We start from the raw sequence: 24,534 nt of genomic DNA on the forward strand, positions 1-24,534 counted from the left end.
GGCCTTGCGCCGACCGCGGAGAGAAGCGAGTGATCCATGGGAATGATCATAAAGTCGAGAAAGCAGCTTGACCCACTAGGCCCCAATCAGAGAAGGCTCTCGGTATCGGCGCAGAACGCCAGGATAGCGGGGCTCTGGGAAAGCGGAAAGGATCCTTCGGAGCGGATCAGGAGCATGGCCCGCGGGGCAGGGCTTCGTATCCGTTTCGCGGCTCAGGATGCGCTGACATCGACGGGTGACCGGTTCCCGCTGGTCGTGGAACTGCACAGTGGCGAGGTTGCTGTCGTCACTGCAGTCGACGAAGCGGGGGACGTTTCGCTCGTCATGGGTGGCGAGGGCGGTCTGCCGCATGTCCTTCCGCTGGAGGAGCTGAAACGCAGGTGCGCGCAGCTTGTCGTCGCCCGTCCCGCGCGATCGGCGCCCGATGCTCGCGTCGATACATACATCCGCCCCTACGAGGAGCACTGGCTGCGCCGTCTGCTGCTGAAGGACAGGCGATCCTACGGGCATGTCGTTGCGGCATCGCTCATCACCAACATCCTGGGGCTGGCGACAGTCCTGTTCTCGATGCAGGTGTATGACCGCGTCATTCCGGCTGCATCCTATCCCACGCTCTACATCCTGTTTCTCGGGGTCGTCATCGCAATAGGGTTCGACTTCCTGTTGCGCCGACTGCGCATGAGCATCATCGATACGCTTGGAAAGCGCGCGGACCTGCGCATTTCGGATCGCGTCTTCGGCCACGCGCTGCGGGTGCGTAACAGCGATCGCCCGCTGTCCACCGGGACGTTCATCGCGCAGCTGCGGGACCTGGAGCAAGTGCGCGAACTGCTCACCTCGACCACGATCGCAGCCATAGCGGATTTGCCTTTCTTCCTCCTGTTCCTGGTGCTTTTCTGGTTCATCGGCGGGGGGCTAGTGCTCGTTCCGATCGGAGCCCTGATCCTTCTCCTTCTTCCGGGGCTTCTCGCACAGCCGAAGCTGCGGGCCTACGCGAATGAAGCCATGCGCGAAGCGGCGCTGCGCAACGCGATGCTGGTCGAGTCCATCCAGCGCAACGCCGATATCAAGACGCTGCAGGCAGAGAGCCGTTTCCAGCAACAATGGAACCACTTCAATTCCGTCACCGGAGAAGCGCAGCTGAAGTTGCGTGGACTCACGAACAGCCTGATGGCCTGGACGCAGAACGTACAGAACGCGGCCTATGCCACGATCATCTTCTTCGGCGCACCGCTGGTCATGGAGGGCGATCTCACCGCCGGTGCGCTGGTCGCCGCATCGATACTGGGATCGCGCATGATGGCGCCCGTGGCGCAGGTCACACAGGTCCTGAGCCGCTTGCAGCAGGCGCGCTTCGGGATGGAGAGCATCGACAGGATCATGGAACTGCCGGTCGACAATCCGGACAATGAACACCGGATCGCCGTGCCCGCAATCGCCGGCAACTTCACCCTGCGCTCCGCCGTATTCCGCTACGGAGATCCGAATTCTCCGCCGGCTCTCACCGTGCGCGAGCTTGCCATCAGGCCGGGTGAAAAGATCGCTTTGCTGGGTCGCAATGGGGCCGGGAAGTCAACGCTGCTGCAGGCCCTGTCGGGGCTGCTTCATCCGATATCGGGGGAAGTCCTGCTGGATGATCTGGCGCTCGCCCAGATCGATCCTGCCGACGTGCGGCGCGATGTGGGCCTTCTCACGCAGAACAGTCGCCTCTTTCATGGCACCATCCGCGACAATCTTGTTCTCGGCGCACCGCAGTCGACTTCGGAGGACATCCTCGAAGCTCTGCGGATGGTGGGCGCGGATGAGTTCATCCGGCGAATCCCGTCCGGCCTCGATTACATCGTGCAGGAAGGAGGCGAGGGTCTGTCGGGCGGGCAGGTGCAGTCGCTGCTGCTGGCGCGGCTGCTGATCCGGCAACCGAGGGTCGTCCTTCTCGATGAGCCGACGGCATCCATGGACGATGCCGCAGAGCGTCTCTTTCTCGCGCGTTTTCGCGAATACAGCCATGCGCGGACCGTCGTGGTGGCGACGCATCGTATGCGGGTCCTGGATCTCGTGGACCGGGTGATCGTGGTCCATAACGGCCTCATCACCCTGGACCAGAGCAAGGAAGATGCGCTGCTCACGATGCAGGGGAGGGCTGCGTGAACGCTTGGAGCAACACGGACGACTGGCTTTTCGAGGAAGAGAAGGATGATCGCTACAGGCTGGCCACCCGTCTCGTTTGGGTGGTTGCGGCGCTGTTTCTGGTTCTGCTGACCTGGGCGTGGTTCGCTGAACTCGACGAGGTGGCGACCGGAACCGGTCGGGTCGTGCCGACCAGCCGTGAACAGGTGATCCAGTCACTGGAAGGCGGCATCCTGGCGAAGTTGCTGGTGCGCCAGGACGATATCGTGAAGCCGGGGCAAGTCCTTGCCCAGCTCGATCCGACGCAGGCCGGCTCCACCGTGGAGGAGAGTGCGGCGAAATACCACGCCGCCCTCGCCGCGTCCGCCCGCCTTCAGGCGGAGGTCAATCAGACCCCGCTCACCTTTCCTGCGGAACTTGACGACTACGCAGACCTGAAGGCGGCGGAAACACGGTTGTATGAGACACGGCGGCGCAGTCTGGCCAGCTCCCTTTCGCTGATCGACGAGTCCCTTGGCCTCATCCGCAAGGAAGTGGCGATCGGTGAATCGCTCATCGAGGTGGGCGCCGCCAGCAGCGTGGAAGTCATCCGGCTCAAGCGCCAGCGTGCAGAACTGGAACTCAAGAAGGCGGATCTGCGATCGCAATACCTGGTTGAGGCGCGTCAGCAGCTGGCCAAGGCGAACGAGGAGGTGACGGCCTTGGCGCCCGTGGTGCGGGGGCGTGCCGACACGTTGAAGCGCCTCACGCTGCGATCGCCGGTGAGCGGTGTCGTGAAAAGCATCGAAGTATCGACCGTCGGCGGCGTCATACCCCCTAACGGCGAGATCATGCAGATCATACCGGTGGACGACCAGCTGCTGATCGAAGCGCGAATGTCCCCCCGCGACATCGCATTCATTCATCCCGGCCAGCGCGCTACCGTGAAGGTGACCGCCTACGATTACGCGATCTACGGCGGCCTTGAGGGCGAAGTCACCACCATCTCGCCCGACACGATCCAGGACGAAGTCAAGCCGGACATCTTCTACTACCGCGTCTTCATCCGGACCAGATCCGACGCGCTGGTGAACAAGGCGGGCAAGCGCTTTCCTATCGTGCCCGGCATGATGGCCACGGTGGATGTCCACACGGGGCAGAAAACGGTCCTGCAGTACCTTCTGAAGCCTTTCAATCGCGCGCGCGAAGCGCTGCGTGAGAGATGAGCGACCGTTTTTCAGCGCTCCGCGCGGCGGCTGCACACATACGGCCGGTCGTCACGGACGCGGGCGCGCTGTTCGTGCTCTTCTTTTCGTGGACCGACGGTTCGCGGCAGGCAACGGTCATCACGTCGACCGCCGCTTCGCTGGACGACGCGTGGCAGCAGGGAATCGAATGTGTTGAGGCCAGCGGGGTCGAACCACGCTGGCTGCGGCTCGACTGGATCGACGCCTTCGAACCTTCTCACTGGGGGGCAGTTCGCCAGCAACTGAGCAGGATCAAGCGCAATTACTTTCGTCTGGGCCTGTCGCTGAGCCCGGACTTCAGACACGCCTTCCTAGAAACCGAGCTTAACGCCAACGCCATGCTTTATGGCGGCGCGCAGGAAAGCAACGCGGTTCTCAACGAGAACAACTTTCGGATCTACGCCAGGAAACGGCATGGCCTGGAGCAAGTGGACTTCGGTGATCAGGCGCCGATCTGGCTCTTCACGACCAGCGGGCTCTTCGTCGATGAAGGCGGCGAACTGCATCGCATTCAGGGCGGCGGCGGGCTGGAGGCCGGGCGCCGTGTGGTCGAACGGCTGGATGCCCACCAGGTGCTGCGTCTCATCATTGCGGGCAGCACCTATCTTGCAATGCAGGTGCAGGAAGACGGCCGGTTCAACTATGGCTGGCACCCGTGCTTCGACAGGCCCATCCCGGCCTACAACAGCCTGCGTCACGCGAGTACGCTCTACGCGATGCTGGAGGCATGGAGCGTCACACGCGACGCGGTTCTCAAGGCTGCCATAGATCGCGCCCTGCGATGCCTGACTGAGACGCTGATCGCCCGCTTGTCGCTTCCGGACGGGTGTGAGGCCGCATTCCTCGTCGACACCGGAGCCGAGATCAAGCTGGGGGGCAATGCCGTTGCCGTCCTTGCGCTCTGCAAGCATGCCGAACTGACTGGGGACAGGCAGCATGTCCTCCTGATGGAGGCGCTGGCAGAGGGCATCCTCTACATGCAGGACAAGGAGAGCGGCCGGTTCACCCATGTTCTCGCTTATCCCGGCCTCCAGGTGAAGCAGGACTTTCGGATAATCTACTATGATGGAGAAGCTGCTTTCAGCCTCATGCGGTTGTACGCCTTTTCCGGTAACGCGCGCTGGCTTGCGGCGGTCGAACGCGCCTTCGAGCACTTCCTTCGCGCGGAGCACTGGAAGGCGCACGATCACTGGCTGGGTTACTGTGTCGATGAACTGACCCGCTATCGCCCGAAGGAACGCTACTACTGCATCGGTCTCGACAACGTTCGGGATTATCTCGACTTCGTTGCCAATCGCGTCACGACCTTTCCAACCCTTCTGGAGCTGATGACGGCGGCGGAGAAGATGCTGTGCCGTCTGCAAAGGGACGCTCGCTGCAGGCAATTGCTCGATGATTTCGACGTGGCCTTGTTTTACAAGGCACTGCACCGGCGGGCGCGCCATCTGCTCAACGGTCATTTCTGGCCCGAACTGGCGATGTTCTATCGAAATCCCGCCCGGATCGTTGGCAGCTTCTTCATTCGCCATCATGCCTTTCGCGTGCGTATCGACGACGTGGAGCATTACCTTTCGGGCCTCGTGGCGTACCGCCAGCACTTGCTTGACGCGGCCGGTCGCGAGGGGGCTGCCCTGCTGGAGCAGAGCGCCCGTCACTGGCGAGCCGCCGATGTGGCACGGGCGACCGGCGGGATCTGGACGGTGCCGCCCGAAGCGGGATGGACGGCGCAGGGTCTCTGCATCTTTGGTCCCACGATGCGGCCCGGCGAGATGGTCGTGGCCGCCCCCGACACCACGGGCAAGGGCGTGAAGCCGCGGCAAATACGGAAACTCGCGTCTTCTCCCGCCGCCGTCATCACCCAGGACGCGGGCGACGCGAAAAGCCTTGGCGCTCCGGTCCTGCAGGTCAAGGATACGGGCGATGCCATTCTCTCGCTCGGCCGCTACGCGCGGGAGAGGATGAGCGGCAAGGTGGTGGCGGTGACCGGGACTGCCGGGAAGACGACGACGGTCGCCATGCTCGCACAGGCGCTGTCCGCCTTCGGAACGGTGGGGCAAACGCGGTTCAATGCCAACCTTCCTCATGGTGTCGCATGGAATCTCGCGTCAGTGCCCTGGGATGCGCCGCATACGGTTCTCGAACTCGCCATCGGGCGCATGGAGCAGAACGCCCGCCTCGCATCTCCCGATATCGCGATCTTCACGAACATCCTTCCCGCGCATCTGGAGTATCACCGCGATCTCGCCACGATCGCTGCCCGCAAGAGCCGCATCTTCAGCGGCATGAAGCCCGGCGGCATAGCGATCCTGAACAGGGACATGGCCGAATGGCACCATGTTCAGCTGCAGGCGCGGTCTAGGGGGCTGGATGTCTTCAACTATGGGCGCTGTGCAGACGCTGACTTCCGCCTGATCGATTACGATCCGGCGGCACGCCGCGTCGTCGCCGACATTCGGGGATGCCCGGTGGAGTACACCCTCGGCGCCGGAGGGGAGCACATGGCGCTCAACAGTCTGGCAACCCTTTCGGCCGTCAGCCTCCTCGGGCGGGATATCAGCGCTGCCATCGCTGCGCTGCAAACATTCAAACCCGTCGCAGGGCGCGGCAGCGAAATGCGGCTTCAGCTGAATGGACGCAATATCCACCTGATCGACGAAACGTACAACGCCAGTCCGGGCTCCATGGAAGCCGCTTTCGCGCTGCTGGGCACCACGCCAACGAAGGGAAGACGGATTGCCGTGCTAGGAGAGATGCTGGAACTGGGGCCGGATGCTCCCGAGTACCACACGCAGCTTGCAGCCTCTTGCGTGAAGAACCGCATCGACGAAATCTACACCCTGGGTGACCTCTTCGATGGCTTCTGGAAGAATCTTCCTCCAGGCGCGCGAGGTGGTAGACCGAAATCTCTGGATGTTCTGAAAGCTATGTTGAACACGCAAATAGAAGAGGGTGATGTGATCTTGTTGAAAGGGTCGCATGCAACCCGGTTGTATGATGTCGCTAACTGGTTTGTAGAACGCGGTCAGCCTCACACGGGATCATGCTGATTTGCCGTTATCTCTTTGTTAAGAATTGGAGCTGATTGTTTTTCTTTAAAAATATAGCGGGGAGTTGAACAGTCGGAACGCTAGATCACACGTGGCTGAACGCTTCGGGCCGGCGCATCGACGCGCCGGCAAGCGCTGCCCAAAGTCGGAGCGTCGCGGAAAGGGCGCTGGTGGAAGGTGCAAGGCAGATCCTGCGCGCGCGACGAAAAATTGCGGCTCTCGAGCCCCGCAGCCTGTTTCGGGATACTGCCTGGGACATGATGCTAGAGCTGTTCATCAGCGGGGAGGAGGGCGGCATCCTCTTTGTCAAACAACTCATGATTGCCTCGGGCGAGTCCGCCGCCTCTGCGATGCGACGCATTGACAGGCTGGAGAGCGCAGGCTTTCTTGAGCGCATCCCCGACATGCTGGACCAGCGGCGCGTCATTGTTCAGCTTACCTCCAAGGGGCGGACGGCGATGCTTGCCATGCTCGATGAGGTCTTTGGTGCGCCACCCGCGGCGCCTGCGACACCGCGGCCATTCGTGCCCAGAGCAGCGGCTGCGGATGAGCCATTGGCCCCGCAGCGGTAAAACGCCGATGGCGCACCGGGAGCCTTGACGCACTGATACCCTTCGCGGCAACTCTGCCGTATGCGAAACGCCCGTAGAACACCCTCCCGCTCGCGCCTGCTGCCCGTGATGGCGGTCGTAGGTCTGCTTGCACTCGTCTGGTACTATTTCTCAGGTGCGCCCGGCAGGGATGCGAGCACCACCGGCGAAAGACTGGTGACGGCGCGGGGTGATCTCGCGGCGGATGAAAAGGCCACGATCGAGCTCTTCGAGAAGTCACGGGGATCGGTCGTCTTCATCTCCACCTCCCAACTTGTTCAGGATGCCTGGACCCGCAATATTTTTTCCACGCCTCAGGGTTCCGGTTCCGGCTTTATCTGGGACGACGCAGGACACGTGGTAACTAACTTCCATGTGATACAGGGCGCTTCGGGCGCGACGGTGCAACTGGCGGATGGGCGCAAGTACCAGGCGGCGCTGGTAGGCGTGAGCCCGCAGCATGATCTGGCACTGCTGCGCATCGGCGTCGGCCTGCGCCGCCCGCGTCCCGTACCGCTGGGCACGAGCGCAGACCTCAAGGTCGGCCAGAAGGTGTTCGCCATCGGCAATCCCTTCGGCCTCGACTGGACCTTCACCACGGGTATCATTTCAGCCCTGAACCGAACGCTTCCAAGCGAAAGCGGACCCGACATCCAGCAGCTCATACAAACCGATGCAGCTATCAACCCCGGAAACTCCGGGGGGCCGCTGCTGGACTCAAGCGGGCGTCTCATCGGGATCAACACGGCGATCTACAGTCCCTCGGGAGCGTCGGCCGGGATCGGTTTCGCTGTTCCGGTCGACACCGTCCGGCGCGTGATTCCGCAGCTTGCCCGCAGCGGACGGTATGTGCGGCCCTCGCTTGGCATTGAGGTGGATGAGCAGGTCAACGCACGGTTGAACGAGCGGACGGGTGCCAAGGGCGTCTTTGTGCTGGCGGTGCAATCCGGCTCCCCGGCAGCGGCGGCAGGCCTGTCGGGCATGGCGACCGGCCCGCAGGGCGTAACGCCGGGCGACATTATCACAGCCGTGGAAGGGCGGGAGGTTCCTACGGTGGGCGCGTTGCTGTCACGGCTCGATGACTTCAAGGTCGGCGATGTGGTCACGCTGACCGTCATGAAGCAGGAGCAGGAGCGGCAGGTGCGGGTCGAGTTGGGAGCGGACGGCAGCGCAAGCTGACGCGCTCCTATCGGCCGTCTTGTCTTGGCGGGAGGCCGCGAGTTACAGGGCGCCGGACGCCATCAGTCCGGGGAGGAATGGCAGAAGCTCTCGAGCCAGGAATCCCAGTGGCCCGACGGTTTCGGCGCAGCGCCTGCCCGCTTCCCCATGGAGCCAGACGGACCAGGCGGCAGCACACAGGGGATCGCACCCACGCGCCAGTATGCCGCCGACCACACCGGCAAGCACATCACCCGATCCGCCCGTGGCAAGACCCACGCCCCCGCCTCCGTAGAAGAGGAGCCTTCCGTCAGGATGCGCAATCCATGTGCTGGCGCCCTTCAATACGACGACACTGCCAAACCGCCGGGCAGCAGAAAGAGCCGCGCGGGCGCGATCATCCTCGATCTCCTCGGCGCTGAGGCCGAGCATGCCTGCCATCTCTCCGATGTGCGGTGTCAGCACTGCGGGAACATCGCGCGTCCTGAGCTTGTGTGCATGTTCGCCCAGCCTCAGCAGCGCAGCCGCGTCGATGACGACCCCGCCCTTGAAATCCGAGACGGACAGAAGGCCTTCCACCAGCCGGCAGGCCTGGTCTGCGCCGGACATGGCCGGACCGACGATGAGCGTGTCGCATCGCCCAAGCTGAGCCTCGAGGGAAGGGTCGGTGCCCTGCACCTCGCCCGCCTCGTCCATCGGGAGAGCGACGACCGCTGCTTCGGGTATCAGCACGCCCAGCGGCAGAGCTGCGCCTTCGACCGTGGCGATGCGGACTTTGCCGGCACCCGCGCGCAACGCGCCCTCTGCGGTCAGGCGTATTCCGCCCGGCACCGTAATGCTCCCGCCCACGACAAGGACGCGGCCGCGCGCATTCTTATCCGTGTTGTTCTCCGGTTGCGGCAGTGGGTGTTCGCGAAACCACCGGGCATCGATCACAGTCGGGCTTGGCGCCGTGTGCTCAGCCACGGGCAGCGACCATGTGATCGGGCTCCGCGGTGGCAGGCGTGCCTTCCTGCTCCATCGGAGCGACGATGTTGTAGTGAGTCAACGCCAGACGTCCGGCTTCCGGATCGAACCGGTACTGCGTGACAGAGCAGTTTGCGACATCGCCCTGCGCATCCACGGAGAGGATCTCCGCCTCGCTCATCTGCTCGATGATGTACCGCATGCACAGGACGACGACCTGGTGCGCCACGATCATCACGCGCTTGCCGGAATAATGAAGCGATACCGTATCCAACAGCGCTCGCAAACGGAAGATGACGTCCACCCAGCTCTCGCCGCCGGGCGGACGGTGATAGAACTTGCCCAACACCTGCCTGAAATGTGCCTGCTCAGGCTGCAATTCGCGGACGCCGGGAGTCGTCAGCCCGTCGAGAATGCCAAATTCCTTTTCGCGCAGGCGCTCGTCGATGCAGATCCGCAGGTCCGGGCTGCACCCACCGGCGGCGCGGAATGCCTCGGCTGTCTGTACCGCGCGGACATAGGGGCTGCACAGGATGACCTCCGGTCGCTCCCCCTCCTCGCCGGACGCGAACCAGCGGCCGAGCGCTCCTGCCTGCTCATGGCCAAGATCGGAGAGCGGCACGTCCACGTCGCGATGGTCGAGTTCGATGCGGTGTAGGCCGCCCTCATGAGCCAGATCGCGTGCAACATTGCCTGCGCTCTGGCCATGACGGATCAGCCACAGCACGCTGGGCCAACGCGAGGCCCCTGATCGAGAGTCTGTCATGCCATGACAATGCGGCAGGAGGCAGGCTTGTTCCTGCCGCTATGCTCGCTTTGTGCTCGGCACGAAGCCGGCAGAGGGCGTCATTCGCCGCTCCCCGGCTCCGCCATCCGGCGGTGCATTTCGGCGAGCACCGGGGTTGGCGTGACGTGGCTCGCGGCGGCCTGTATCTTGTTCTTCCATCCCGACACGATGTGGGACTTGCCGGAGAACAGAGCGTCCCAGCCATCCTTTGCGACCTTCGCGGGATCATCCTTTTTGCTGGTGCCCACGTTCGTATCCAGCAGGTCGCCGCGTTCGAAAAACTCGGTTTCCGTGGGGCCAGGCATGAGGGTGGTCAGAGTGACACCTTCCACGCCCTTCAACTCGCCGCGCAGGCCATCGGTGAAGTTGTCGATGAAGGCCTTCGTGGCGTTGTAGACCGCCTGGTATGTGCCGGGCATCAGCCCCGCAATCGAGCCGGTGACAAGCACCTTGCCCGCGTTGCGCGCCACCATGTCCTTGAGCACGCGCTGGAGCAGGTACACCGTGCCTGTGACGTTCGTGTCGATCACGCGGCGCCAGTCGGCGACATCCTGCTCCAGAAAAGCATGACCAAGCCCGCGACCGGCATTGGCACAGAGTACGTCTATGGTGGACCCCTGAGCGGCTTCCAGGAGACGGTCCACCCCCTCCATGGTGGACAGGTCACATTCCACGGAGCGGACCTGAGTGCCATGCGTCTCCAGATCGCGGGCGGCGGCCTCGATCAGCGGCTCGTCGGCCGCCACGAGCAGGTCATACCCATTCTGGGCGGCTATATGGGCTAGTTCGAAGCCGATTCCGGTGGAGGCTCCCGTAACGATAGCAAGTTGGCGCATGGCATTCTCCTCAGGTGGCGACGCGGTCCATGTCGGGCTTCAGAACGATTTTGGTGACCTCGTTCTGCTTGTCATGGAACATGCGGTACCCGTCGGGCCCCTGGCTCAGCGGCAGGCGGTGGCTGATGAGGAAGGTCGTGTCGATCTTGCCTTCCATGATGGCGTTCAGCAGGCCGGGCAGATAACGCTGCACGTGAGTCTGACCCGTCTTGAGTGTCAGGCCCTTTTCCATAAAGGCACCCAGCGGGAACTTGTCCACGAAGCCGCCATAGACGGCCGGCATGGAGACGCGCCCGCCCTTCCGACAGGCGATGATCGCCTGGCGGATGGAATGAGGGCGGTCCGTGCCAAGGAACAGAGACGCTTTGATCTGGTCGATGACGTTGTCGACGAAGAAGCCGTGTGCTTCCAGCCCGACAGCGTCGATGACCGCGTCCGGACCGATGCCGCCGGTCATCTCCATCAGCGCTTCGTAGGTTTTGGTTTCCTCGAAGTTGATCGTCTCGGCGCCGAACTTCTTCGCAAGTTCAAGGCGATGCGGGAAATGGTCGATGGCGATCACCCGCTCCGCGCCCATCAGGAAGGCGGATTGAACCGAGAAGACGCCGACCGGCCCGCAGCCCCAGACGGCGACGGTGTCGCCGGGCTCGATCTCCGCATATTCGGCTGCCTGCCACCCGGTCGGAAGGATGTCGGAGAGGAACAGCACCTTGTCGTCCTCCACGCCGTCCGGAACCACGATGGGCCCAACGTCGGAGAACGGTACGCGGACATACTCAGCCTGGCCGCCAGCATAGCCGCCGGTCATGTGGCTGTACCCGAACAGGCCGGACATCGGCTGTCCGTACAGTTCCTGAGCGATGTCCTGGTTATCGGCCGGGTTGCCGTTGTCGCAGGCGGAGTACTGCTGCTTTCCGCAATGATAGCAACTGCCGCAGGAGATTGTGAAGGGAACGACGACCCGCTGCCCCTTCTTCAAGGTCGATTCCGGTCCCGTTTCGACGACTTCGCCCATGAACTCGTGGCCAAGGATGTCTCCCGCCTTCATGGTCGGTATGTAGCCGTCATAAAGATGCAGGTCCGAGCCGCAAATCGCGGTGGACGTGACCTTGATGATGGCGTCACGGGGATTTACGATTTCGGGATCGTCAACTGTATCGACGCGTACGTCGTGCTTGCCGTGCCAGGCGAGAGCGCGCATCAGGCCATCTCCTCTTCGTGCTGCTTGCGGGTACGCGCGTTGGTGGCGATTTCGCCTGTTTCCATCAGCTGCTTGAAGCGCCGCAGGTCACGCCGGGCCTGGATGCCGGGCTCACGCTGCGAAAGTTTGGCGATAGCCTTGCCGATCAGCCCGGCGGGGGCATCGTACAGGATCGTCGCGGTCACGACCGTGCCGCGCAGGCCCGCGTCGCGAAATTCGATACGGCCGCTGTTCGAAATGTCGGACGCGTCCTTGGAGGCCCAGGCGATCGCTTCGTCGGGCAGGTCCTGCGTGATCGTCGCGTCCCATTCGACTTCCTTGCCGCCGGGGCCTTTGACCACCCAGTGGCTGGTCTGCTGATCGATCACATCGATCCGGACTATGTTGTCCATGATCTTCGGCAGGTTGGAGAAGTCTCGCCAGAAGCGGTAGAGTTCGGCTTTTGGCCTGTTGATCGTCACGGAGCGGGCAAGGAGGTCCCCGCCTCGCGCTTCCAGGCCCAGAGAGGCCGCATCCTGCGAGGAATGGCCGTCCTTCTTCGTAGAGAGCGGCGCGTCGTCGCCAGCATCAGTCATGATAGCTCCTGCTTTTGCGGGTGGTCGGTGGTTGCGGATGGATCAACGGGTAAGATCACCATCGCGCCGTTCTTCTTCCGGGTAATCCTCGGGGCGGACCTTGCTCACCAAAGGACGATCCTCCACCTTTTCGGGCGGCTGACTGCCCTCGGTTCGAGAATCGTGAAACTCGTCAGGGCGTGCATCGCCAAACGTGCCTCTGGGTGTCTTGGACGGCTTGGTCGGATCGGGTCCGCGATCGTCCTTGTCGAAACTGGTCATGATGAGCCTTCCATGTCTGCACGTCTGTCAAGCGCAGGAGTGAACCTGCGTTCCGCCCATCCCGGCAAAGACAACCTGCATCAAGCAAGCCTTGTTCCCGGGAAAGACGTGGTCCGAGCCGGTCGCACGGCGGCCGGTTGGCTGGCTCCGGTGCGTCGCAGCACCATGCTGACGGCGCTTTCGACGGGATGCCGTATCGGCAGGTTAAGGAACGGTGAGCGTTGGCAACCGAGCGGCGCCTTGCCCGTTTGAAAAGCGGTTTATGACCGCCCCATGGCCCACGGTTCCGCGCTTTGCTGACGCCCAGGAACCCCGTTCACGCGAGTATGCCGATGCCCCTGACAATAAACGGAACGGATCATGACTTCACCGGCGATCCGCGCACCACGCTTCTCGATTTTCTGCGCGACGGATGCGGTCTGACCGGCACCAAGAAGGGCTGTGACCACGGGCAATGCGGCGCCTGCACCGTGCTGGTGAACGGTCAGCGGATCAACAGCTGCCTCACCCTTGCCGTCATGCACGAGGGCGATGCGGTCACCACCATCGAGGGGTTCGGAACGCCCGAAGAGCTGCACCCGCTTCAGGAGGCGTTCGTAAGGCATGACGGATTTCAATGCGGCTACTGCACGCCGGGACAGATCTGTTCAGCGAAAGCCATGCTGGACGAGGCGGCGAACGGGTGGGCCAGTTTCGTCAGTGACGATATCACCGCCCCTGTTTCGCTGACACGCGACGAAATCCGCGAGCGCATGAGCGGCAATCTGTGCCGTTGCGGAGCCTATTCGAACATTGTCGACGCCATCGCTGAAGTTGTGGAGGCCGGACGATGAAAGGCTTCGACTACAGCCGGGCAGAGGCCGTCACGCACGCGGCGGAGCAGGCCCGCGAAGGTGCCCGGTTGATCGCCGGCGGCACGAACCTGCTGGATCTGATGAAGCTGGAGATCGAGCGGCCGGACGCCCTGGTTGACATCAACCGCCTGGAACTTGGCGGGATCGAGCGGACGGAGGGCGGGCTGCGCATCGGCGCGCTCGTCTCCAACAGCGCATGCGCCGCCGATGAGCGGATCAGGCGTGACTATCCCGTACTGGCCCGGGCGATCCTTGCCGGAGCAACCTTCCAGTTGCGTAACAAGGCCACCACTGGCGGGAACCTGTGCCAGCGGACCCGGTGCTACTACTTCTACAACAGGGACCAGCCCTGCAACAAGCGGGAGCCGGGAACCGGCTGCGGCGCCATCGGCGGGGTGAACCGGATACATGCGATACTGGGTGCGAGTGAGGCCTGCATCGCGACTTATCCCGGCGACATGGCAGTGGCCCTGGCGGCTCTCGATGCTTCGGTAGAAGTCTCCGGCAGGGATGGCAGCGCGCGGATGATACCGGTCCGCGCGTTCCACCGCCTGCCCGGCGACCATCCGGAATGCGACAACGTGCTGGAAGCGGGGGAGGTCATCACCGCCGTCGTTCTTCCCGAGCCTGTGGGTGGTACGCAGATCTACCGTAAGGTGCGCGACCGTTCGTCCTATGCCTTCGCACTGGTCTCCGTCGCCTGCGTGATTGCTATGGAGGAGGGCCGGATCGGCAGGGCCTCCCTTGCCTTCGGGGGCCTGGCGCACAAGCCCTGGCACGACCCGGGGGTGGAGGAACTGCTCGTCGGCAACGAACCTTCGGATGCCCTGTTCGACAAAGCCGCCGATGTTCTGCTCGCCGAAGCGAAGGGGCAGGGCGCCAACGATTTCAAGATACCCATGACGCGCCGTGTCCTGAAGGGCGTGCTGCGTGAAGCGACAGGGAGAGCCGTGTGACCAGCGTCTACACGATGGATGAGCCTGACGAACGCAACCGCCTTGATGCCATGGCGCAAGGGGTGATTGGAAAGCCGCTGGACCGTCTCGAAGGCCCGCTGAAGGTGTCCGGAAAGGCGACCTACGCTGCCGAGTACCGGATACCGAACTGCGTTGAAGGCGTGCTGGTGACCGCCACCATCGCCCGGGGGCAAGTTACCGCGATCGACGACGAGGCCGTGCTCCAGATGCCCGGCGTGATTGCGGTGCTTTCCGATGATCGCATGACGGCGCGGGCGGCGCAGGGCGGTGCGGGCAAGTCCCCCGTGCGCAAGGTCCGCGACGTGCAGTACTACGGGCAGCCGGTGGCCCTCGTCGTCGCGAAGACGTTCGAACAGGCGCGCCATGCCGCGAAGCACCTGCGCATTCGCTATCGGGAGGAGCCGGACCCTCTCGTGGACCCGGAGGACGAGCGCGCCACCTTCGAGCCCTTCGAGGATCCGACGGTCCAGGGCGACCTCGAGCAGGCGATGGACGCGGCGGCGCATGCCGTGGATGTCGTCTACACGACCGAAGGCCACAACAGTGCCGCGATGGAGCCGCATGCCAGCATCGCCGAGTGGGACGGCAAGACGCTGACGCTTCACTCAAGCCTGCAGATGCTGCGCTTCAATCGCAAGGAACTTGCGGATGCGCTTGGGCTGGATGCCGACAACGTCCGTCTTGTTTCCCCCTATGTGGGCGGCGGTTTCGGATCCAAGCTCGGCATCAGCCCGGAAGGCGCGGCCGCATCGGTTGCTGCCATCACCCTGAAACGCCCGGTCCGCGTCGTCCTGCTGCGCCAGCAGGTCTTCCAGTGCATCATGCGCCGTTCCGAAACGCGTCAGCGCCTTCGGCTGGCGGCGGACGCGGAGGGGCGCCTGACAGGCTTTGGCCATGAAGCATGGGTATCCAACCTGCCGGAGGAGGAGTTTGCCGAACCCGTGCTTCAGGCGAGCGAGTTCCTCTATCCGGGTGACGACCGGAAGCTTGATCTGGAGGTCACCCGCATCCACCGCGTAACGGCGGGTTCCGTCCGGGCCCCCGGTGAAGCTGTGGGCATGCAGGCGCTCGAAGGGGCCATGGACGAACTGGCCCTCGCGATGGAGATCGACCCGGTCGAACTGCGCCTGCGCAACATACCGGAACGGCATCCGACGCTCGATATCCCTTATAGCTCCCGCAAGCTGGAGGAGTGCCTGCGCAAAGGCGCGGAGCGTTTCGACTGGGATGGGGCGGACCGCACACCCTGCATGAAGCGCGAAGGCGACTGGTGGATCGGCACGGGAATGGCGACCGCGACGCGCGTACACAACCTTAACAAGGCGGAAGCCCGGGTGACATTCCGCGCGGACGGCAGTGTCGAGGTCGCCAGTGACATGACGGATATCGGCACCGGGACGTACACGGTTCTCCAGCAGATCGCGGCGGAAATGCTGGGCGTCGATCCAGGAAGGGTGGAGGTGCACCTTGGCGACACCGATTTTCCGCCGGGCTCGGGCTCGGGGGGCAGCTGGGGCGCTGCGTCCACCGGCTCTGCCGTGTTCCAGGCGTGCGAAGGTATCCGCAGCAAGCTGGCAGCGAAGCTGGGCTGCGCCGAGGACGAACTGACGCTCAAGGATGGCCATGCCGTCACCGGCAACCGTCGCATCGCGATCGCGGACCTGCTGGAGGACGAGGCTCTCACCGAACATGCCCGTTTCAAGCCGGGCAAGATAACCGAGGCGTTCGCTGCGGCGATGTATGGCGCGTTCTTCGCGGAAGTCGCGGTCAACGTCTATTCGGGGGAGGTGCGCGTGCGCCGTTTTACCGGCGCCTTCTCGATGGGACGTGTGCTCAACGCAAAGACTGCCACCTCGCAGTGCATGGGCGGCATGGTCTGGGGGATAGGCAGTGCCTTGACGGAGGAACTGGCGTTCGATCATCGCGACGGCCATATCGTGAACCCCGACCTTGCCGAATACCACGTGCCGGTGAACCTCGACGTTCCGCACCTCGATGTCCTGCTGGTGGAGGAACGCGATCCGGCGGGAAGCCCACTGCAGGCCAAGGGCGTGGGGGAACTGGGGATATGCGGGGCGGCGGGCGCGATCGCGAACGCGATCCACCACGCCTGCGGTGTTCGTGTGCGAAGTTTTCCGATCACCCCTGACGAGGTGCTGGCGGGTCTTCCGGAAGTCTGACGTGAAGGAGCTATAGCATGCGCCGGGATGGAATGACGCGGGCCGCGGCGGTATTGCTGGTTACAGGTGCCGCTGCCCTTGGCCTCTACCGATCGTGGCTGAAGCGCTCGGGCGCGGCGCGACCGGAAAGGGTCGGTTATCCGCCGCTCGGAACGCCGAAATACATCGACGACGGCCTGTGGATCGTGGACGATACGATGGTCGCCAGCGGCCTGACCTTGCCCATTCGGATGACGGTGCTGCGTCTCGAGGATGGAAGTCTCCTGCTTCACTCCCCCACCACGCATACGCCCGCGCTGGAGGCATCCCTGAACGCGCTGGGCACGGTGCGCCATCTGGTGGCGCCGGGCACCGCCCATTGGACTCACCTGACGGAGTGGCAGAAGGTCTTTCCGCAAGCGACGACCTGGGCCGTTCCGGGGCTGCGAGAGCGCCTGCAGGTGCGGCTATCGGGGGTGCGGATAGACCGTGACCTCGGCGACAGGGAACCTGCGGACTGGCAGCCCTCCCTCTCCCAGGGGCTGATCCGGGGCGCTGGCTTCTGCGAAAGTTTCCTGTTTCACGTCCCGAGCCGTACGCTGATCCTGTGCGACACTATCCAGAACCTCGTGCCCTCCAAGCTGCCGCCCGTAACACGCTTCGCGGCGCAGGCGGCATGCGGTACAGAGGGAAAGACGGCGCACCACGTTCGCATGGCCCTTCGCCTCGGCGGCCCTGACGCGCGGGCGAACATCGACGCGATGCTCCGGCTGCAGCCCGAGCGCGTGCTCTTCGCACACGGTGATCCCTTCGAACATGACGCGGCTGCCCGGCTTCGGAGGGCATTCGCCTGGATGGACGAAAAGGAGAGCGACCCGGCGCGATCGTTCTCCCGCCTCACAAGGAGAAGACCATGACCCGCAGCCTGGCAGGAAGACGAGTTGTCATAACAGGGGCCTCCAGCGGCATCGGCGCCGCCACGGCCATAGCCTTCGCGCGCGAAGGTGCCCGCCTGATCCTCGCCGCCCGCGGAGAAGCAGGACTCAGGGACATAGCGGCACACTGCCAGGAGTTCGGCGCGAGCGTGGAGACGCGCATCGTCGATGTGACCGACGCGGAGGCGATCGGCGAACTGACCCGGTTCGCGCGTGAGCATATGGGCGGGGTGGACCTGTGGTTCAGTTGCGTCGGGGTCGGCGTAATGGGCAAATACCAGGATGTGCCCCTTGCCGATCATGTGCAGGTTCTCCAGGCAAACCTTCTCAGTCACATGACCGAAGCCCATGCGGTTCTGCCGATCTTTCTGGAGCAGGGCCGGGGAACCTGGGTAAACATGATTTCCATAGGCGGCTTCGTGGCCACGCCTTATGCAGCGGCCTACGCGGCCAGCAAATTCGGGCTCCGGGGTTTCAGCGAGGCTCTGCGGGGAGAACTGTCGAAGAACCCGCACATTCACATCTGCGACGTCTATCCGACGTTTGTCGATACCCCGGCCATCGGTCATGCCGGTAATTACACAGGCGCGAAACTGTCCTATCCGCCCGGCGCTCTGCCTCCCGAGAAGGTCGCGCAGGCGGTCGTGAAGCTTGCCCACCGGCCGCGCAATTCCACGTTTGTCGGCGGGCCGGGCATCGGCATGAAACTGCTGCAGTTCGCCACCCCCAATGCCAGCGCGGCGATGTTGAACGGCTTCCTCGACGTCTGGTCGCGGCGGGCGGAGCGGGGTGAGGATACGAAAGGCACCTTGTTCGATCCGCCTTCGGATGCCAGCGGACCAGACGCACACACCCGGCGCACCGATTTGCGGCGAAAGGCTGCCGCTGGGGCGGGCGCGCTGGCGGCGGCAGGCGGGCTGACGGCGGCCGCCCTGCTGCTGAGGAAACGGCGCGGGCGCTGACCAGTCGGTTCGGCGCCGTCCTGCGCAGTCGTCCGGTCGAGGCGCGAAGCTTCAGACCGTGACGGCTGATCGCCGCTGCCCTTCGGATCCGAAGACGCGCCGGTAGCGTTCGATGTTGTCCGGATGGCCGGTGGCCTTCTCGGGGTTGTCCGACAGCTTCACGGCGGGACGGCCATTGGCGCTCGTCACCTTGCATACGAGAGAGATGGGCTCCAGCCCGGTGCGGCCATCCGGATCGCAGCCTCGGAAGTCGTTTGTAAGATTCGTTCCCCAACCGAAGCTCAGGCGCACGCGCCCATGAAAGTGGCGATACGTCTCTTCTATGGTGTCGATGTCCATCCCGTCCGAGAAGATGAGGAGCCTGGTACGCGGGTCGACGCCATGCTGTTCCCACCATCGGATGATCTGTTCCCCGCCTTCGATCGGCGGGGCGCTGTCAGGACGGAAACCGGTCCAGTCGGCGAGCCAGGAAGGCGCATTCTTGAGGAAGGATGCGGTTCCGAAGGCATCCGGCAAGGCAACGAGAAGGTTGCCGTTGTAGTGCGCGCGCCACTCCTCAAGCACCCGATAGGGCGCGTGCAGCAGCGCCTCGTCCGTATCGGCAAGAGCAGCGGCCACCATCGGAAGTTCATGCGCGTTCGTGCCGATCGCCTCGAGGTCCGCGTCCATGGCGAGCAGCACGTTAGAGGTGCCGATGAATCTCTCCCCCAGCCCTTCCTTCAAGGCCTCGACGCACCAGCGCTGCCACAGGAAGCCATGGCGCCTGCGCGTGCCGAAGTCGGACAGGACCAGATCGTCAAGCTGGCGCAGGCGTTCCACCTTCTCCCAGAGCCGCGCCTTCGCACGGGCGTAAAGAATGTCGAGCGCCAGTTCGCCCTTGTCGCGCATGGCGGCCCGGGCGCGCAGCTCATTGATGATGGTGAGCGCGGGGATCTCCCACATCGACGTATGCGTCCACGGACCTTCGAAGCGCAGGTCAAACTGTCCGTCCACGATCCGCAGGTCGTATTCGGGCAGGCGGAACGCCGACAGCCAATTGATAAAGTCGGGGGCGAACATCTGCTGCTTGCCGTAGAACGTGTTGCCGGCGAGCCAGATCAGCTCCTTCTTCGCGAAACGGATGGTGCGGGCATGATCCAGCTGTGCGCGTAGTTCCGCCTCATCGATCACTTCCGCGAGGCGCACGGTGCGGCTGCGATTGATGACCGAGAACGTGGCCTGCACGTCCCCGTGGAGATGGCGGATCAGCTGCAGCATCAGCAGCTTGTAGAAGTCGGTGTCCAGCAGACTGCGGACGATCGGATCCAGCCTGAAGTTGTGATCGTAAGTCCGTTTAGCGATATTCGTGACAGGCATGGTCGGGTCCTTCCGCAGAAGGTAACGGTTGGGAGCTGCGCTGTTCCATCGCTTTTCTGATGGCGCAGCAGGTTCTTTCCGGTTTTCGCCTTAGATGGGCCAGGTCGCGCGATGGTAGGCCGAATCCCAGAACATCCATTCGAAGCGCGTCGCGATGCGGAAAGCGTCAGCCATCGCGCGACGCGTACCTGTTCCGGCGTTCGAGGCCGCCTCGTCGACGAGGGCGCGGACGCGGGCGGTCGCCTCGCCGAAGGATGGAGCGGCGTAGGTGTCGATCCATGCCGAATAGGGATTTGGCGCGGCGGCACGGGGTTTAATCGCGCAGCCGACTTCCCAGTACACCCAAAAGCACGGCAATATGGCCGCGATCAGCTCCTCGTAGCTACGCGTTGCAGCGAGCGCCGAAAGATAGCTGGTGTAGCCAAGGCATGCCGGCGTGGCCTCGCTGTTGGCGGCCATCTGCGCCGTCACGCCGAAGCTTGCGAAGAAGGCCTGGTGCAGGGCCTCTTCCACCTGCACGGCGACTTTGGCGCCATCCGAAAACTCCAGCCGCCCGGCGGCGGTCGGCGCGCGCGCGGCGGCAAGCGCGAGCGCCCGGGAGTACTCGGCCAAATAGAGGCTGTCCTGCACGATGTAGTGCCGGAAGCTTTCCGGGGGCAGCGTTCCCGCGGCCAGTTCGGCCAGGAACGGGTGAGCGAGAATGGACCGGCGCAGCGGTTCGACATCTTGCCAGATTTCGTCGCAGAAGCTCATCGTGAAACCTTCTTCAGAAGCGGCGGCTGGCGCCAAGGCCGAACTGACGGCCGGTGTTGATGGTGAAGCTGTCGAACGGGCCGTCCGGTCCGAGACCGAGCAGGAGTGGCAGTTGCTGCTGACCGAAGGCGGAGATGGCCCAGCGTTTGTCGAACAGGTTCTTCGCCCAGAGATCCAAGGTCCAGCTGCCGAGGGTCACGCCCACGCGCCCGTCGACCGACGTGTACCCGGGCGAATGCAGGATGTTGTCGATCTCGAAGTCCACCCGCGACACGTAGGCGACGGAGAGCCGCGCATCGATGATCGCGGCTCCGGCCGCTCCGCTCCAGTCAAGGCCGCCGTTCAGCGTCCAGTCCGGCGCGTTCGGCGTCCGCTTGCCCTTGAGGTCGAGGATTGCGGGCTCGCCCGGCTCCGGTGTCGGGTTGGGAGTCGTGTAGCGACCCACGCGGCTGCGGGTCCAGGCCATGCCGCCATCGACGCGGAAGCCCTGCCCCACGTCGGCCTGAGCGGACGCTTCGATGCCATGGACATCGACGCGCGGCACCGAAAGCACGACCGAGTTGCCGAGGAAGACGGTGTTCTGGAAATTGCGATAGTCGGTGACGAAGCCGGCAAGCGACAGGCGCACCCGATCGTCCGCCACCCGCGCCTTGATGCCCGCTTCCAATGCCTTTGTCGTTTCCGCCGCGAAGTCTGCCGTCCAGATGTCGCTCGGTCCTGGCAGGGGGTTGAAGCCGCCGGCCTTGAAGCCAACCGCCCCGGTGACATAGGCCGTCAGGTCGTTAGTGGGACGCCAAGCCAGCGAAATCTTTGGCTGCCACTTGTCGAAGGTCTGTGCCCGGCGGGCATAAGTCTGATCGCTTTGGGTGCCGAGCGTGTCTTCCTTGCGCCGATCGCGGTCGTAGCGAAGGGCCAGCGTTGCCTCCAAAGCCGGCAGGACATCATACGAACCCTGTGCGAAGATCCCGATCTGGTTGGAGCGGGTTTTCGCCCTCTGCGGTTCGGCTCCGAACAGCAGAGGACCGAGATCATCGGTGCGCCCCCGCTCAGTGCGCTGGAAGAAAAAGCCCATGTGCCAACGGAACGGCCCGGCCCCCCGGGACGCGAGCCGGAGTTCGCTTGTCCAGGCCTGAAGGTCCACCGGCTGTGAAATGGGCTGGATACCGTTGGGAAAGGTCGGTTCGCCGTAGAAGGTCAGCGGCGTGTTCCGGAAATCCAGCTCCTCCACGAAATCCTTGTGGTAATCATCGTAGCCGCCGGTCCATGTGAGGTTCAGATCGTCTCCGAGGGTCTGTTCGAATGTGGCTTGCAGCCCCCACCAGTCGCGGGCAGCGCGTCCTTCGAAATCGCCGAAGGGGTTTGTCAGCGCCTTGCCGGACAGGCGGCCGGCATAAAGCTGCGTGACATTGCCGGACGAGATGTAGGCGGCGCCGCCCTCTTCATCCGCCCAGCCGGCCCTTAGCTTGAGCGTGCTCGTCTCGGTCAGGGCGATCCTTGCCTTCAGGCGCAGGTTGCGGCTGATCTGCCCATCGACTTTCCGGTCAAGGTAGGTGTTGCGGATGAACCCTTCGGTGTTGCGATAAGACCCGGCGAGCCGCAGCGAAACGGTTTCGGAAACGGGCGCATTGGCTACTGCATCCGCCGTCCAGGTGAAGCCGTTGCCGATCCCGAGCGATGCCATGCCGCCGGCCACATCCGTGGGATCCGCCGTTGTGATGTTGACCGCGCCACCCGATGCCGAGCGGCCGAACAGTGCTCCTTGCGGGCCCTTCAGGATTTCGACCCGCTCGAGATCGTACGTGCGCAGCGTGAAAAGCTCCGCATCGGCGAGTGCCAGCCCGTCCACGACATAGGCGATGGACGGAGACTGGTTGCGGTTGGTGGAGACGCCGCGAACGGAGATGAGGTTCGTTCCCGGATCCTGATCGTTGATCATGAAGATACCCGGCGTCTCGGCGATGAAATCGTCAACCGTGGTCAGGCGCCGGCGCGTGATGTCGTCGCGGCTGAAGACGGCGACCGTGTCCGGCACGGCGATTTCCGCCTCGGGGCGGCCGCGCGCGGTCACGATGATCGGCGCGCCATCCGCCGCCTCTTCCGCGTGAGCGAGGGGCGTCACGCCACACGCCACGAAAAGGCTGCTGCCAAGCAGCCGGGCGACGGCCACGGTCTTCCAGAGATCTTTACGCACGTCCCTATTCCTCCGCCGGCATGAACCGGATCAGGTTCGCGGGTTTGCAGACTTTGGCACGATTGCCCGGTCCGCCTCTCAGCCCTGGCAGCGCCAGGACACCCCGTGGGTTGAAGGGGGCCGCTTAGGAAACGGCGGATCGGCCGTCAATCGTGCAGGCTGCCGGATTGCAGGTGTCTGCCGGGGGCGGGATCAACATCGCACACACGCGTCGGCAACAGCGGCACCTTCCCCCATGTTGCGAATTGTAGGGCGATGGCCATACCGTTCCCTCGCAGCGAACCCATCTCCGGCGCGGAGCCGGAAAGCCCGCGCGTCATGCGGGACCGTGTCAACGGTGCCCTTGAGCATGCCTGGCGCAAAGGGTGGTTGCAGCGGCCCGTCCTGGAGCCCGGTGTCCTGCTGGATGCGGCGAGCGGAACAAGCGGCTTGTCCGACTTCGGGGAGGACAACGGCTGGCGTGTGCGGCTGCACCTTCTGTGCGGAGCGCTCCAAGACGAGGCGGATCTCACAGGACTGGGTACGACGGTGGCCTTCGGACAGCTCGTATCCGCGCTCGCCACGCGGCAGCGGGCTGTGGCCCTATGGCAGCGGCATCCGGAGATTGCGGAGCTGCCGATCACCAGCCCCATCATCATCGTGGGGCAGATGCGATCGGGCAGCACGCGCATGCAGCGGCTGCTCGCCTGCGATGAGCGGCTGACATTCACACACTTCTACGAAAGTTGGAACCCCTTGCCGCGCTGGACGCACCGGGTGCTGGACGACAGGGTGCTGCGTGGCTGGTTCGCGCTCAAGGTAGCGGGCTTCCTCAACCCCAGGTTCAGCGTCATACATCCCACAGCCGCACGGTGTGCGGACGAGGAGATCGGCTTCCACAACATCGCGCTTTTCGGGTCCGCGCTGGAAGCGCAGTGGCGCATTCCCTCCTTCGCGCGGGCCGGCGAACAGGCCGACGCGGAGCCAGTTTACGAGGAGTTCCGCCGCTTCCTGCAGACGGTGCGATGGCTTCGCCGGGAGCGGGGCGACCGGCCGTGGGTCCTGAAGGTGCCTCAGTTCGGGCAGGATCTCGAAGCGGTCCTGAAGGTGTTTCCAAACGCCCGCCTGATCGTTCTACACCGCGATCCGGTCAGCGTCGTCGGTTCGTCCGCGTCGCTGGTGTACAACCAGATGTGCGTCCAGAGCCACGCCGTCGATCGTGTCTGGATCGGGCGGGAGTGGTTGCGCAAGTCGCTCCTGCGGCGCGACCGCACCGCAACTGCGAGGCAACGGTTCGACGGTATCCAGGCGGACGTGCGCTTCGACACCATGCATGCGGATTGGAGGGGTGAGATGCGGCGCGTCTACGCGGCTCTCGGAATGAGTTTCACGCCCGCTGTCGAGAAGGCAATGACGCGTTTCATGAACCGCCGGCAGCACCGCCGGCTCGATCAGCACCGTTATGACATCACTGATTTCGGCCTCTCGCGAAAGGAGATCGAAGCCGCTTTCGCCATGAGGCCGGGGCCGGCCTCGCGGCTGGTCGGCGCATAGATAAGTTGACTGGGTTGTGTCGTTGGAACCGGATCCACGA

Annotated in this window: 20 protein-coding genes and 1 riboswitch; of the genes, 11 read left to right on the plus strand and 9 right to left on the minus strand. The window is 64.0% G+C overall.

Features of this window, described 5'->3' with window-relative positions; translation table 11 throughout:
• Window positions 1–42: 42 nt before the first annotated feature.
• The 5 genes from QOL62_RS17870 to QOL62_RS17890 all read left to right on the plus strand — a co-directional run bounded on the left by QOL62_RS17870 (window position 43) and on the right by QOL62_RS17890 (window position 8,169).
• Window positions 43–2,148 carry a type I secretion system permease/ATPase gene (locus QOL62_RS17870; protein WP_283407130.1) on the plus strand — a complete coding sequence of 702 codons (2,106 nt, stop codon included), beginning with the start codon at window positions 43–45 and terminating at the stop codon, window positions 2,146–2,148.
• Window positions 2,145–3,332, plus strand: a complete 1,188-nt coding sequence (locus QOL62_RS17875; RefSeq protein WP_103728772.1) for an HlyD family type I secretion periplasmic adaptor subunit — start codon at window positions 2,145–2,147, stop codon at window positions 3,330–3,332. Before QOL62_RS17870 ends, QOL62_RS17875 begins: the two co-directional genes overlap by 4 nt.
• Entirely contained in the window at window positions 3,329–6,400 is a 3,072-nt protein-coding gene (locus QOL62_RS17880; RefSeq protein WP_283407098.1) for a UDP-N-acetylmuramoyl-tripeptide--D-alanyl-D-alanine ligase, read from the plus strand. Before QOL62_RS17875 ends, QOL62_RS17880 begins: the two co-directional genes overlap by 4 nt.
• A gap of 170 nt (window positions 6,401–6,570) precedes the next feature.
• On the plus strand, window positions 6,571–6,972 hold the full coding sequence (locus QOL62_RS17885; protein WP_283407099.1) for a helix-turn-helix domain-containing protein: 402 nt from the start codon (window positions 6,571–6,573) through the stop codon (window positions 6,970–6,972).
• A gap of 60 nt (window positions 6,973–7,032) precedes the next feature.
• Complete coding sequence (locus QOL62_RS17890) at window positions 7,033–8,169, plus strand: S1C family serine protease (protein ID WP_283407100.1); 1,137 nt, start codon at window positions 7,033–7,035, stop codon at window positions 8,167–8,169.
• Between the two features lie 42 nt (window positions 8,170–8,211).
• Here the strand turns inward: QOL62_RS17890 and QOL62_RS17895 are convergent, their stop codons facing one another.
• The 6 genes from QOL62_RS17895 to QOL62_RS17920 form a co-directional block, all read right to left on the minus strand.
• Complete coding sequence (locus QOL62_RS17895; protein ID WP_283407101.1) at window positions 8,212–9,114, minus strand: NAD(P)H-hydrate dehydratase; 903 nt, start codon at window positions 9,112–9,114, stop codon at window positions 8,212–8,214.
• Window positions 9,107–9,880, minus strand: coding sequence for a histidine phosphatase family protein (locus QOL62_RS17900; protein ID WP_103728767.1), 774 nt, complete (start codon window positions 9,878–9,880; stop codon window positions 9,107–9,109). The genes QOL62_RS17895 and QOL62_RS17900 overlap by 8 nt, the downstream gene beginning before the upstream one ends.
• Before the next feature lie 80 nt (window positions 9,881–9,960).
• Window positions 9,961–10,737, minus strand: a complete 777-nt coding sequence (locus QOL62_RS17905; protein WP_283407102.1) for an SDR family NAD(P)-dependent oxidoreductase — start codon at window positions 10,735–10,737, stop codon at window positions 9,961–9,963.
• Between the two features lie 10 nt (window positions 10,738–10,747).
• Window positions 10,748–11,938 (minus strand): zinc-dependent alcohol dehydrogenase, encoded by a 1,191-nt coding sequence (locus QOL62_RS17910; RefSeq protein WP_283407103.1) that lies wholly within the window; start codon window positions 11,936–11,938, stop codon window positions 10,748–10,750.
• Window positions 11,938–12,513, minus strand: coding sequence for an SRPBCC family protein (locus QOL62_RS17915; protein ID WP_283407104.1), 576 nt, complete (start codon window positions 12,511–12,513; stop codon window positions 11,938–11,940). Before QOL62_RS17915 ends, QOL62_RS17910 begins: the two co-directional genes overlap by 1 nt.
• A 42-nt stretch (window positions 12,514–12,555) precedes the next feature.
• Window positions 12,556–12,774, minus strand: coding sequence for a hypothetical protein (locus tag QOL62_RS17920; RefSeq protein ID WP_283407105.1), 219 nt, complete (start codon window positions 12,772–12,774; stop codon window positions 12,556–12,558).
• Window positions 12,775–13,106: 332 nt separating this feature from the next.
• Here QOL62_RS17920 and QOL62_RS17925 point away from each other — a divergent pair, with 332 nt between their 5' ends.
• The 5 genes from QOL62_RS17925 to QOL62_RS17945 are packed head-to-tail and all read left to right on the plus strand — an operon-like array spanning window position 13,107 to window position 18,661.
• Window positions 13,107–13,607, plus strand: a complete 501-nt coding sequence (locus QOL62_RS17925; RefSeq protein ID WP_103728782.1) for a 2Fe-2S iron-sulfur cluster-binding protein — start codon at window positions 13,107–13,109, stop codon at window positions 13,605–13,607.
• Window positions 13,604–14,584, plus strand: a complete 981-nt coding sequence (locus tag QOL62_RS17930) for an FAD binding domain-containing protein (protein ID WP_283407106.1) — start codon at window positions 13,604–13,606, stop codon at window positions 14,582–14,584. The genes QOL62_RS17925 and QOL62_RS17930 overlap by 4 nt, the downstream gene beginning before the upstream one ends.
• 14 nt (window positions 14,585–14,598) lie before the next feature.
• Complete coding sequence (locus tag QOL62_RS17935; protein WP_283407131.1) at window positions 14,599–16,785, plus strand: xanthine dehydrogenase family protein molybdopterin-binding subunit; 2,187 nt, start codon at window positions 14,599–14,601, stop codon at window positions 16,783–16,785.
• 17 nt (window positions 16,786–16,802) lie between these two features.
• Window positions 16,803–17,681 carry a DUF4336 domain-containing protein gene (locus QOL62_RS17940; protein ID WP_283407107.1) on the plus strand — a complete coding sequence of 293 codons (879 nt, stop codon included), beginning with the start codon at window positions 16,803–16,805 and terminating at the stop codon, window positions 17,679–17,681.
• Window positions 17,678–18,661, plus strand: coding sequence for an SDR family oxidoreductase (locus QOL62_RS17945; RefSeq protein WP_283407108.1), 984 nt, complete (start codon window positions 17,678–17,680; stop codon window positions 18,659–18,661). The genes QOL62_RS17940 and QOL62_RS17945 overlap by 4 nt, the downstream gene beginning before the upstream one ends.
• 51 nt (window positions 18,662–18,712) lie before the next feature.
• Here QOL62_RS17945 and pncB read toward each other — a convergent pair whose 3' ends face one another.
• From pncB to QOL62_RS17960, 3 genes are all read right to left on the minus strand, one after another.
• Window positions 18,713–20,017 carry a nicotinate phosphoribosyltransferase gene (gene pncB, locus QOL62_RS17950; protein WP_283407109.1) on the minus strand — a complete coding sequence of 435 codons (1,305 nt, stop codon included), beginning with the start codon at window positions 20,015–20,017 and terminating at the stop codon, window positions 18,713–18,715.
• Window positions 20,018–20,107: 90 nt separating this feature from the next.
• A complete protein-coding gene (gene tenA, locus QOL62_RS17955; protein WP_103728759.1) occupies window positions 20,108–20,770 on the minus strand; it encodes a thiaminase II in 663 nt (220 codons plus the stop codon).
• Window positions 20,771–20,783: 13 nt separating this feature from the next.
• Window positions 20,784–22,961, minus strand: a complete 2,178-nt coding sequence (locus tag QOL62_RS17960; protein ID WP_283407110.1) for a TonB-dependent receptor — start codon at window positions 22,959–22,961, stop codon at window positions 20,784–20,786.
• Window positions 22,951–23,077: riboswitch (TPP riboswitch) on the minus strand. Its footprint overlaps the gene before it by 11 nt.
• A 139-nt stretch (window positions 23,078–23,216) precedes the next feature.
• On the opposite strand from QOL62_RS17960, the gene QOL62_RS17965 reads away from it, so the two are divergent.
• Window positions 23,217–24,494 carry a sulfotransferase family protein gene (locus tag QOL62_RS17965; RefSeq protein WP_283407111.1) on the plus strand — a complete coding sequence of 426 codons (1,278 nt, stop codon included), beginning with the start codon at window positions 23,217–23,219 and terminating at the stop codon, window positions 24,492–24,494.
• Window positions 24,495–24,534: the final 40 nt, after the last annotated feature.

The organism is Novosphingobium panipatense (genome assembly GCF_900182875.1).
GTDB lineage: Bacteria > Pseudomonadota > Alphaproteobacteria > Sphingomonadales > Sphingomonadaceae > Novosphingobium > Novosphingobium panipatense.

What these genes read in the sequence shown, in the direction of transcription:
- QOL62_RS17870 (WP_283407130.1), top strand. Translation starts at nt 43, where the DNA reads ATGATCATAAAGTCGAGAAAGCAGCTTGACCCACTAGGCCCCAATCAG.
- QOL62_RS17880 (WP_283407098.1), top strand. Translation starts at nt 3,329, where the DNA reads ATGAGCGACCGTTTTTCAGCGCTCCGCGCGGCGGCTGCACACATACGG.
- QOL62_RS17890 (WP_283407100.1), top strand. Translation starts at nt 7,033, where the DNA reads ATGCGAAACGCCCGTAGAACACCCTCCCGCTCGCGCCTGCTGCCCGTG.
- QOL62_RS17900 (WP_103728767.1), bottom strand. Translation starts at nt 9,880, where the DNA reads ATGACAGACTCTCGATCAGGGGCCTCGCGTTGGCCCAGCGTGCTGTGG.
- QOL62_RS17905 (WP_283407102.1), bottom strand. Translation starts at nt 10,737, where the DNA reads ATGCGCCAACTTGCTATCGTTACGGGAGCCTCCACCGGAATCGGCTTC.
- QOL62_RS17910 (WP_283407103.1), bottom strand. Translation starts at nt 11,938, where the DNA reads ATGCGCGCTCTCGCCTGGCACGGCAAGCACGACGTACGCGTCGATACA.
- QOL62_RS17915 (WP_283407104.1), bottom strand. Translation starts at nt 12,513, where the DNA reads ATGACTGATGCTGGCGACGACGCGCCGCTCTCTACGAAGAAGGACGGC.
- QOL62_RS17920 (WP_283407105.1), bottom strand. Translation starts at nt 12,774, where the DNA reads ATGACCAGTTTCGACAAGGACGATCGCGGACCCGATCCGACCAAGCCG.
- QOL62_RS17925 (WP_103728782.1), top strand. Translation starts at nt 13,107, where the DNA reads ATGCCCCTGACAATAAACGGAACGGATCATGACTTCACCGGCGATCCG.
- QOL62_RS17930 (WP_283407106.1), top strand. Translation starts at nt 13,604, where the DNA reads ATGAAAGGCTTCGACTACAGCCGGGCAGAGGCCGTCACGCACGCGGCG.
- QOL62_RS17935 (WP_283407131.1), top strand. Translation starts at nt 14,599, where the DNA reads ATGGATGAGCCTGACGAACGCAACCGCCTTGATGCCATGGCGCAAGGG.
- QOL62_RS17940 (WP_283407107.1), top strand. Translation starts at nt 16,803, where the DNA reads ATGCGCCGGGATGGAATGACGCGGGCCGCGGCGGTATTGCTGGTTACA.
- QOL62_RS17945 (WP_283407108.1), top strand. Translation starts at nt 17,678, where the DNA reads ATGACCCGCAGCCTGGCAGGAAGACGAGTTGTCATAACAGGGGCCTCC.
- pncB (WP_283407109.1), bottom strand. Translation starts at nt 20,017, where the DNA reads ATGCCTGTCACGAATATCGCTAAACGGACTTACGATCACAACTTCAGG.
- tenA (WP_103728759.1), bottom strand. Translation starts at nt 20,770, where the DNA reads ATGAGCTTCTGCGACGAAATCTGGCAAGATGTCGAACCGCTGCGCCGG.
- QOL62_RS17965 (WP_283407111.1), top strand. Translation starts at nt 23,217, where the DNA reads ATGGCCATACCGTTCCCTCGCAGCGAACCCATCTCCGGCGCGGAGCCG.